Raw genomic sequence first — 1,484 nt, 5'->3', positions numbered from 1 at the left:
TTTGGGCTATTTCGCGTTTCATGTGGGTGGGCTGTGGGTCGATCATTCGAGAACGGCCCCAGATGTTGTGCGGGAGTGTGAGGCTGGCAGGTGGCTGAGCTTTCCCGCGATCAGGTAGGACATGTTGATGAGGTTCCTCGGCTTGCGGTAGCCGCGGGCGCGCGCCTTTGCAGCCTGGATCAGGCCGTTGATCGCCTCGACCGATCCGTTGGTCAGTTCGCTGTCAAAGCCATTGAGGATGCCCTCCCAGTGGGCTTTCAGGGCCAGGGCGAGTTTCTTGAACGGAGCAAGCCTGCTGCGCCGGGCCCATCTGATCCAGGCCGTGAGCTGCGCCTCGGCGTCTGCCCTGGTGTCGGCCGCGGCGAAGATGTCGCGCAGCGCCTCCTTCAGGCGGAACGCGCGGCCCGTCTTCAGGTGCATCCGCGACAGGTCATGGTGCTGCGCGATCTGCCGTTTCGACCAGCTGTGCTTGTCCTTGAGCCACATCCAACGGCTGTGTTTCAGCGCCGGCTCACTGCGGACCTCGGCGCGGCGGACCTCCTCGAGCGCGGCGCCCGCCAGCCCGATGACGTGGAACCGGTCGAAGGTGATGGCCGCGCGCGGCAGATGCCGGCCGACGCCGGCGATGTAGGCGCGGCTCATGTCGATGCAGGCTGCCGAGATGGCATCCGGATCGCCGCCACGGGCGCGGAGGTCCTCGGCGAAGGTTTCCACTGTCCCGGCATCACGACCCTCGCAGGCAAAGAGCAGCCTGCCGGCCCGGAGATCGTGGAACAGGGTGATGTAATCGTGGCCCCGCCGCGCCGCCGTCTCGTCGATCCCGATGGCCGAGACATCGCCGACGTCCTCCAGAGCCCGGGCTGCCGGGACATAGTGGTCGAGCAAGCGCCAGATGCGGTCGTCGCCCACGTCCAGCAGGTCGGCCACGGCCTTCACCGGCATCTCGCGCACCAGCGCGATCACGAAGGCATCGAACAGCTGCGTGAAGCCCGACCCGCTGCGCGCCCATGGCACCGTCACCTGCCGGGTCTTGCCGCATTGGCGACAGGCGACGCGCGGGACGGCGGCGTGGATGAAGGCCTTGTGCTCGAAGAACCTCAGATGCTCCCAACTGCGCCGTCGCGTATCGTGAACCGGCCGGTCCGCCGCGCCGCACGAGGGGCACTCGAAACGGCTGCCAGGCTTGAATATGACCTCGAAGTCGATCTGCTTTGTGGACGCGTCGAACGCCACGTCATCGACATACCACGGCGCCTCCAGCCCAAGCGCCATCGTGAACAAGCTCTTCTCCGGTCCCATGCACCCCTCATTTCCGAGAACGGCCCGAGGCTAACCGGAACCGGCATGCAGGCCAACATGGCCCGGCGCGTCCGCCGCTTCGATCGTTGAGGTCTACGCGCCGAACGCGCCTACCGGGGGCACAACATGTCGGGTCGCGTCAGGCCGCACTCGGCCCGCCAACCCACACAGATCGAGAAGGGACC

The 1,484-nt window shown here is 66.7% G+C and carries 1 protein-coding gene; it reads right to left on the bottom strand.

Annotated features, from left to right (window positions below; translation table 11 throughout):
• Positions 1 to 42: 42 nt before the first annotated feature.
• Complete coding sequence (locus ROA7023_RS23485) at positions 43 to 1,299, bottom strand: ISL3 family transposase (RefSeq protein WP_085881348.1); 1,257 nt, start codon at positions 1,297 to 1,299, stop codon at positions 43 to 45.
• Positions 1,300 to 1,484 lie beyond the last annotated feature (185 nt).

This window comes from Roseisalinus antarcticus (assembly GCF_900172355.1).
Lineage (GTDB): Bacteria > Pseudomonadota > Alphaproteobacteria > Rhodobacterales > Rhodobacteraceae > Oceanicola > Oceanicola antarcticus_A.
The sequence above is the reverse complement of the archived record's forward strand: the minus strand, read 5'-3'. Positions and strand labels throughout refer to the sequence as shown.